This is a genomic window from Novosphingobium sp. (genome assembly GCF_025351285.1).
In the GTDB taxonomy this organism is placed as follows: domain Bacteria; phylum Pseudomonadota; class Alphaproteobacteria; order Sphingomonadales; family Sphingomonadaceae; genus Novosphingobium.
On sequence record NZ_JANXWG010000025.1, the window covers coordinates 1 to 8,409 of the forward strand.

At 63.5% G+C, this 8,409-nt stretch carries 9 protein-coding genes and 1 pseudogene; 6 read left to right on the forward strand and 4 right to left on the reverse strand.

Translation table 11 applies throughout. The annotated features are described in order from the left end of the window. Positions 1-121 (forward strand): annotated as a pseudogene (locus Q0R16_RS03210) (IS630 family transposase); the annotation flags it as partial. 78 nt (positions 122-199) lie between these two features. Here Q0R16_RS03210 and Q0R16_RS03215 read toward each other — a convergent pair. The 4 genes from Q0R16_RS03215 to ggt form a co-directional block, all read right to left on the reverse strand. Next, complete coding sequence (locus Q0R16_RS03215; RefSeq protein WP_295631819.1) at positions 200-439, reverse strand: hypothetical protein; 240 nt, start codon at positions 437-439, stop codon at positions 200-202. A 66-nt stretch (positions 440-505) separates the two neighbouring features. Beyond that, a complete protein-coding gene (locus Q0R16_RS03220) occupies positions 506-1,252 on the reverse strand; it encodes a glycosyltransferase (RefSeq protein ID WP_295631821.1) in 747 nt (248 codons plus the stop codon). Positions 1,253-1,342: 90 nt separating this feature from the next. Then, positions 1,343-3,163 (reverse strand): long-chain fatty acid--CoA ligase, encoded by a 1,821-nt coding sequence (locus Q0R16_RS03225; protein WP_295631824.1) that lies wholly within the window; start codon positions 3,161-3,163, stop codon positions 1,343-1,345. Positions 3,164-3,244: 81 nt separating this feature from the next. Beyond that, complete coding sequence (gene ggt, locus Q0R16_RS03230) at positions 3,245-5,056, reverse strand: gamma-glutamyltransferase (protein WP_295631827.1); 1,812 nt, start codon at positions 5,054-5,056, stop codon at positions 3,245-3,247. A gap of 367 nt (positions 5,057-5,423) precedes the next feature. On the opposite strand from ggt, the gene Q0R16_RS03235 reads away from it, so the two are divergent. The 5 genes from Q0R16_RS03235 to Q0R16_RS03255 all read left to right on the forward strand — a co-directional run. After that, entirely contained in the window at positions 5,424-5,852 is a 429-nt protein-coding gene (locus Q0R16_RS03235) for an Rrf2 family transcriptional regulator (protein WP_295631830.1), read from the forward strand. Continuing rightward, positions 5,849-7,324 carry a Fe-S cluster assembly protein SufB gene (sufB, locus tag Q0R16_RS03240; RefSeq protein ID WP_295631833.1) on the forward strand — a complete coding sequence of 492 codons (1,476 nt, stop codon included), beginning with the start codon at positions 5,849-5,851 and terminating at the stop codon, positions 7,322-7,324. The genes Q0R16_RS03235 and sufB overlap by 4 nt, the downstream gene beginning before the upstream one ends. Further along, complete coding sequence (locus Q0R16_RS03245; protein WP_295631836.1) at positions 7,324-7,818, forward strand: DUF559 domain-containing protein; 495 nt, start codon at positions 7,324-7,326, stop codon at positions 7,816-7,818. Before sufB ends, Q0R16_RS03245 begins: the two co-directional genes overlap by 1 nt. Before the next feature lie 131 nt (positions 7,819-7,949). Next, a complete protein-coding gene (locus Q0R16_RS03250; RefSeq protein WP_295631839.1) occupies positions 7,950-8,159 on the forward strand; it encodes a hypothetical protein in 210 nt (69 codons plus the stop codon). After that, positions 8,159-8,409, forward strand: a 251-nt coding sequence (locus Q0R16_RS03255) for an ATP-binding cassette domain-containing protein (protein WP_295631842.1), incomplete at its 3' end; no start/stop codon positions are given. The genes Q0R16_RS03250 and Q0R16_RS03255, both read left to right, overlap by 1 nt.

Consider the following 8,409-nt stretch of genomic DNA (forward strand, 5'->3'; position numbering starts at 1 on the left):
CCGCGTCTTCACATCCTACGACAACATCATCGACCACTGCTGCGAAGCCTGGAACAAGCTCATCGATCAGCCTTGGCACATCATGACCATCGGCCGCCGCAAATGGGCGCGTGGGTCATGATCAGTGCAGGTTGGTATTACGCTTGCGTGGCTTGAGAGGTTGTCGCGGATGATAGCCGGTGAATGTGCGCAGATGGTCTCAAACGCGAACTCCGGCGACATTGGCAAGATCCCTTGCCAGGCTTTTCAAACCGAAGCCGCCCGCCCATTTGCCGCGATAGCCCGATGATCTGGCGATCTGCGCAATTCCAACCAGCTTGGCCGGCAAGGACGTGCCCCGATCATAGATGTCGGCACGGTTGAACCAGAGTTTCGACCAGCGTTCATAATATGTTTTCGCCTCGGTCCGGCCGCCCAGTTCTTCATAAAAAAGCGTCATTTCGCGGCAAAATTCAGCAAGATCGCGATAGGCTTTGGCGCCTGTGACGTTGGCAACCGTTTGGGCTTACGAAGCTGGCCCCAGACTTTCTGGCGTGGGGTCGGAATGCCATCCCCCCGCAAATGTTCGATGGTGTGCAAGAACGTCGCCGATCAGCCCGATCCGACCGGATTCGCGCAACCGGTAAAGCAGGTACAAGTCGTGGCACTCCCACCAATGGGACTGGTTGGATTCTGCGCCGATCGCGCGGAGCCGGTCGAAGTGAGCGCCCCACAGAGCCTGGCGCAACGGAATGTCATCGAAAATCCGTTTATGCGGAACCATCGCCATGCCCAGCCAGATCAGCGCGGGATTGGCAGCAGTGCCCGCAACAACGCCGTCCTTGACGAGCCTGGGATCGGTAGTGACCATCTTGCCATCGGCATCTGTAACGAAATCGACGACCGAGTGCAGGATCAGGTCGGGATTGCTGATCGTGGCCATCCGGTCACACAATTCGATCTTGCGCTTGTCCCATAAGTCGTCCTGGTCACACAGTGCTACATAGTCTGTCGGACATAGCGAAGCGGCCCGGAAGAAGTTTTCCGTAGGCAGCAAAGTCCCCGGGTTGATGTGTATTTCGACAGGGAACGGGGCCGAATTCCGGAATTTTTCCAATATTGCAATGGTCGAATCCGTCGAGCGATCATCGCAAACCACCAGCCTGTTGGGAAGGACCGTCTGCGCAACCAAACAATCGAGTTGTTCCTGCAGAAACCGCTCGCCATTGTAGGTTGCGAGAACCACGCCAATTTTCTCGGAAAGCTTGCGCATGACGTGCGAGTGCGCGACTGCCGCCGCGCTGTCAAGGCGATGCCTGCCATAGCGCGCGGTTCCCGGTTCTCTGCCGATTCCCCTCCGATGTCAGCTTTTGTACAGCGCATCCATCCGGGCCCCATACCGCTCCTTCAGCTTGTGCCGGCGGATCTTCAGGCTGGGTGTCATTTCGCCATTATCGGTACTGAAAGCCTCATCCGCAAAGGTGAACTGGCGGACTTTTTCGATCACCGACAAGTCCTTGTTCACGCGATCGACCGCGGCGCGGACGGCGTTGCGGAAGGCGGGGAGGTCTTGCAGCGCGGTCATGTCGAAGGTTTCGCCTTGCGCGCGGGCCCAGTCATGCGCCCATTCGGCGTCGGGCACGATCAGGCCGACCACGTAGGGCCGCCGATCGCCCGAGACCATTGCCTGGGCGATTTCGGGCTGGAGCGTGAGCATCCCTTCGACCTTTTGCGGGCTGACGTTGTCGCCCTTGTCGTTGACGATCATGTCCTTCTTGCGATCGGTGATCATGATCCGGCCGCGCGCGTCGAAATGCCCGATGTCGCCGGTTTGCAGCCAGCCGGCGTTGGGGCCGTCGTGCGGGATCGCGCGTTCGGTTTCGGCGGAGTTCTGCCAGTAGCCGTGCATGACCAGTTCGCCGCGCACCAGAATTTCGCCGTCCTCGGCGATCTTGACTTCCACGCCCTTGAGCGGGGGCCCGACGGTTTCCATCGCCAGCCCGGCGCGCGGCCGGTTGCAACTGATCACCGGGCCGGCCTCGGTCTGGCCGTAGCCCTGGAGCACCATCAGCCCCATCGCATCGAAGAACCGGCCGACATCGGGGTTGAGCGGCGCACCGCCCGAGATCATCGCCTTCATCCGCCCGCCGAAACGCGCGCGGATCTTGGGGCGCAGCGTGCGTTCAAGCACCAGGTCGATGGGCTTGTCGATCAGGCGGCTTTTGCCGGCGCCCTTGCGGGCCGCCAGATTGAGCGCGCGCGCCATCAGGTAATTGGGCACCTTGCCCTGCTTTTCCACCTGCTTCATGATCCGCGTACGTAGCACTTCGAACAACCGCGGCACCACCACCATGAAGCTGGGGCGGGTTTCCTCGATGTTGCTCGCCAGCTTGTCGAGCCCTTCGGCGTAGTAGATTTCCGAACCGATGCCGATCGGCAGGTATTGCCCGCCGGTATGTTCGTACGCGTGGCTGAGCGGCAGGAACGACAGGAAGCGTTCGTCTTCCCACACCAGATCTTCATGGATGACCGTGGCCGCCCCCTCGACGCAGGTCAGGATCGCGCCGTGGTGCTGGAGCACGCCGCGTGGGGACCCCCCGGTGCCGCTGGTATAGATAATGCAAGCGGTATCGGCGCGCCCGATGGTGGCGATCCGCGTATCGACCGCGGCGCGCGCGGCCAGCGCATCGCCCCCTGCCAGCAAATCGTCCCAAGCGTGGAATGTCAGCTTGCCGCCCTGTGACTGGCGCATCGGTTCGATCGCGATCACGTGCTCAAGACTCTCGGCGCGCAGCGCGGCGGGCAACAGCGGCAGTGCGAGCTTCGCGTTCGAAACGATCACCGCGCGCGCGCCCGAATTTTCGAGCACATGCAGATGATCGCGCTCGGTATTGGTGGTGTAGGCCGGCACCGTTACCAGCCCTGCCGCCATGATCGCGTGATCGGCAATGCACCATTCGGGCCGGTTTTCGCTGACCAGCATCACCCGATCACCCGCGTTCAGCCCCAGCCCGCGCAAGGCCTCGGCCAGCCGGCACACCCGGTCCGCCGTTTCATGCCAACTGATCGTGCTCCACTGGCCCGCGTGCTTGGCGCCCAGGAACGGCCGGTCCCCCCGCTCGGCCGCGCGATGCAGGAACATCGTGACAAGATTGGTAAAGCCCTGAAAATCGGAAATCTGCACCCGCAATCCTCGCCCCTGTTTGCAGGGCAGACTATCCGGGGGGCGTCGTTACGGCAACCGGGATCGGACAGGGTGAGCTTCCTACTCGTGCGCCCCATTGAGATCGTTGGACCGGCGCACGATCGTCGTGACCGTCCCCGCCGTATCCTCCGCCACACCTTCGCTGCGCGGATCGGCAGCGCCGACCCAGCGGCCTCCCACGCGCTCGACCGCGTTCGCCTTCAGCCCGAGCGGGGCGATCTGAAGCGTTTCGCCCAGTTTCTGCAATTCGGGCAGCATCGCTTCGAGTTCGGTGCCTTTTTCGAGCGCCCCGCCTTTGCCGGGCGCGAACACCAGGCCCATCGCGATGGCGTCTTGCGCGGAGAGGTTCCAGTCGATCATCCCGATCAGCGCCTTTGCGATCTGGCAGATGATGGTCGGGCCGCCGGCCGCGCCGATGGCCAGGCGCACTTTGCCATCGGGGCCGTAGACGATGGTGGGCGACATCGAGCTGCGCGGGCGTTTGCCGCCTTCGACGCGGTTGACGGTGAGCACGCCGTTCTTGGTGGGCACGAAGTCGAAATCGGGCAGTTCATTGTTGAGCATCACCCCGCCACTGGCGAGGCCCGAACCGAAGTAACCGTTGATCGAGGCGGTTACGGTGACGACTTCGCCGCGGCTGTCCGCAACCGAGAGCGAGCTGGTGCCGGGGTCGGGCTTGAAATCGGCGCTTTTGCGTGGCGATGCGCCGGCGGGCGCGCCCGGCGTGATCGTGGCAAGCGTGGTCGAGGGCGAGATCAGCGCCGATCGGCCGGCGATGTAAGTGGGATCGAGCAGGCCGGTGATGGGCACGGTCACGAACGCCGGATCAGCGAGGTAGGCGTCACGATCGGCGTAAGCGAGCCGTTCGGATTCAGCGATAAGATGCCACGAGACTGGATTGGCGCGACCGAGCGCGGCCATGTCGAAGCGTTCGAGCTGCTTGAGGATCATCAGCACGGTCACCCCGCCCGACGATGGTGGCGCCATGCCGCAGACCTTCCAGCCGCGATAGGTGCCGCAGATCGGCGCGCGGTCGATCGCGCGGTAGCTGGCGAAATCGGCGGTGGTCATGGCGGACGGATTGCGCGTGGCGTGGTTGAGCGTGGAAACCATCGCTGCCGCCGGGGCGCCGCGATAGAATGGCGCGGTCCCCAGGCGGGCGATCATCTGCATGGTGTGCGCAAGTTCGGGCTGACGCAACGTGGCGCCGATCGCCACCGGATCGCCCTTGGCATCGAGGAAGATCGCGCGCGCGGCGCCTTCGATGTGACGGCCGTACTTGTCGAGCCCGTTGTGGAGCCGGGGCGACACGATGATGCCGCCTTGCGCCAGCCGGATCGCGGGCGTGAACAGCCGCGCCCACGGCAGTTTGCCAAACTTGCGGTGGGCTTGCGCCATCAGCGCTAGCGAACCGGGCACCCCGGCGCTGCGTCCTCCGATATAGCCTTCGCGGATCGGCTTGCCGTCGGGCCCCAGGAACCAGTTCGGCCCGGCAGCCTTGGGCGCGGCTTCGCGGCCATCGATGCTGGCGAGCGCGCCGGTTGCCGAATCGGCGCGAATGTAGAATGCGCCGCCGCCGAGCCCGGAATTCTGCGGTTCGACGACGTTGAGCGCCAGCATAGTGGCGATCGCGGCGTCTGTGGCGCTGCCACCGGCTTTCAGGATTTCAACGCCGGCCGCGGCCGCGCGCGGATCGGCGGCCGAAACGATTGCTTCTCCAGGAGCGATTGCGGGGGCTGCGCGAGGCGGTGCGTGGGCAGGCGCGTGACGATGGGGAGCACGGGCGGATGCGTCTGCCCCCGCGACAAGTGCCGATCCCAGCAAGAATGCGCGGATCGAACATGCGAGAAAACGGCTTTGGACTGTCTGCATGGGCGAAGGCTAGGCGAGCCGACGACGCTGGGCAATGCCGCAACCGCGCAACAAGGCAGCTTTGCGACAAATCTGTCACAAGCGCTTTATTGCGCGGTTCGGATCGATTTTGTCGAATCCATACAATCAACGACTCGCTCTGCCGCCTATCCGATCCTTGCGACCCGAAGGGCTCGGTGCAGCAATGTAACGAGTTCCCGACTTTAGGGCGGCTCGATCCTTCGTGGTCGGGCCGCCCTTTTTTTGGCTCGGCCACCTTCATTGCACGATCGGGCACGCTTAGGCGACTTGCCCTTTGGTGCTCTGCGGATTAAATAACCGGAACGATCTGGTCCGATTTCTTCGGTCCGGCGTTCCGAGGTTCCTGATGCGGCTATCGAGCATGGCGGATTATGCGGTGGTTACGATGAGCGCGGCGGCGCGCCATTGCGGGCACGCACGCGTCAACGCCTTGCAACTCGCCGAGGAAACCGGTCTGCCCGCGCCCACCGTGCAGAAACTGGTGAGCAAGCTTTCCGCAGCGGGACTGCTCAAGTCGGTGCGCGGCGCGGGTGGCGGGTTCAAGCTCGCACGCCCGGCGGCGGCGATCAGCCTGGCCGATATCGTCGAAGCGGTCGAAGGACCGATCTCGCTGGTCGCCTGCAGCGAATCGGACCGCCACGACGGCCACGCCTGCACGCTGGAGGCCTGCTGTTCGGTCCGCCCGCATTGGCCCGCGGTCAACGCCGCACTGCGCGGTGCGCTGGCCGGGGTGCCACTGACTCAGCTTTCGCAACCGCTGGGAGCACTGGCATGAGCGAGGAAGTAAAGGATCTGGCCGCGCGCGAAGCCGCCGACCGCGTTGCCGATTACGAACACGGCTGGTCGGCCGAAATCGAAACCGAATTCGCGCCCAAGGGTCTCAGCGAAGACACCGTCCGCTTCATTTCGGCCAAGAAGAACGAGCCCGAATGGATGCTCGAATGGCGGCTCAAGGCCTATCGCCACTGGTTGACGATGACCGCGCCCGATTGGGCCAAGCTGAACATTCCGCCGATCGATTACCAGGACGCGTTCTACTACGCCGCGCCCAAGCCCAAGAAGACGATCGGCAGCCTCGATGAGGTCGATCCCGAGATCCTGCGCGTTTACGAAAAGCTGGGCATCCCGCTTGCGGAGCAGAAGATGCTCGCCGGTGTGGAGGGCGCGCGGCGGGTTGCGGTCGACGCGGTGTTCGATTCGGTCTCGGTCGCCACCACCTTCCGCAAAGAGCTTGAGTCGGCAGGCGTCGTGTTCCGCTCGATTTCCGAGGCGATCCGCGAAATGCCCGACCTGGTGCGCCAGTGGCTGGGCAAGGTCGTGCCGATGCACGACAATTTCTTCGCCGCCTTGAATTGTGCGGTCTTTTCGGACGGCACTTTCGTCTACATTCCCGAGGGCGTGCGCTGCCCGATGGAGCTGTCGACCTATTTCCGCATCAACGCTGAAAACACCGGCCAGTTCGAACGCACGCTGATCGTCGCCGACAAGGGCGCTTACGTCAGCTACCTGGAGGGCTGCACCGCGCCGATGCGCGATGAAAACCAGCTCCACGCCGCGGTGGTCGAACTCGTCGTGCTCGACGATGCCGAGATCAAATATTCCACCGTGCAGAACTGGTACCCCGGCGACGCGCAAGGCAAGGGCGGGATCTACAACTTCGTGACCAAGCGCGCGCTGTGCCAGGGCAAGCGGAGCAAGGTTTCGTGGACCCAGGTCGAAACCGGCTCGGCGGTCACGTGGAAGTACCCGTCATGCGTGCTGAATGGCGAGGATTCGGTCGGCGAGTTCTACTCGGTCGCGGTCACCAACAACTTCCAGCAGGCCGATACCGGCACCAAGATGATCCACAACGGCAAGCGCAGCCGCTCGACGATCGTCAGCAAGGGCATCAGCGCCGGCCACTCGAACAACACTTATCGCGGGCTGGTGCGCGTGGCGCCGGGCGCGGAGGGCGTGCGCAATTTCACCCAGTGCGATTCGCTGCTGCTGGGCAAGGACTGCGGCGCGCACACCGTGCCCTATATCGAAGTGCGCAATCCCAGCGCGCAGATCGAGCACGAGGCCACCACCAGCAAGATCAGCGACGACCAGTTGTTCTACGCGATGCAGCGCGGGCTGGCGCAGGAAGAAGCTGTTGCGCTGATCGTCAACGGCTTTGCCAAGGAAGTGCTCCAGCAATTGCCGATGGAATTCGCGGTCGAGGCGCAGAAGCTGCTCGGCATTTCGCTTGAAGGAAGCGTTGGATAATGAAGAAAACGCTGACCTTGCGGGCGGATGCGCCGCTGGATGCCGCACTGAAACCGAAGGTGCGCGTCTCGCCCGCGCGGCTCGACAACCTGCATGAAAGCGCCCGCGAAATGCGCCGCAACCCGAGCGAGGCCGAAGCGGCGCTGCTGGCCCGGCTGGCGAACGGCGCGATGGGCGGGCATCGATTCAAGTTCAAGGCGGTGGTCGGCTCGGCGATCGTCGATTTCCTGATGCCCACGCGCAAGCTGGCGGTGGAGATCGAAGCTGAGGGCGAGCCTGATGCCGATGCCGAGGCAAGGCGTGAACGCAAGCTGGCGGGGCTGGGGCTGAAGGTGCTGCGCGTCACGGCTGCCGAAGTGGCCGAAGATTGCGACGCGGTCGTGCGCCGGATCGACGAGGCTGTGCAGTCGTTGCGGCCGCCGCGCCCGGCCTATGGCGCGCGGCCGACGACTGGCGGCACCCGCTACCCAACCGGCCCGGGCGACCGCCGATGATCGCCCCACCCGCCCAACCCGTCATGCTGAACTCGTTTCAGCATCCATCGCGCCGCCGCGAGCGATGGTTTGCCGGGAGGGATGGACCCTGAAACAAGTTCAGTGTGACGATTTTGGAGGAGTAGCGGCTGATGAGCGATGATTTTGACTGGAACGATTTCAAAGGCGAAGAGATCGTTCGTTCTACGCGGGCTGTTGTCGCATATCTCAATCCCGACAATGACATTGTCATCCGCCAAGAAGCGGCGATGTACAATGACGAAGAGCCATGGATCGTTATTCCCAGAGCCAATGTCCCAAAACTAATCGAACGGCTCAAGCTACTTACTGAGGCTCACTAGTGCTCCAAATCAACAATCTCTCCGCCAGCGTCGCGGACAAGCCGATCCTCAAGGGCCTTTCGCTCACCGTCAATGCGGGCGAGATCCATGCGATCATGGGGCCCAATGGCGCGGGCAAGTCGACGCTGGGCTATGTGCTCGGCGGTCGGCCCGGGTATGAGGTGACGGGGGGCAGCGTGAACTTCACCCCACGTCCGTTCGCGTCGAGCGAAGTCGAGACGCCGCGCGCGGGTGTCTCGACTTCGCTCGA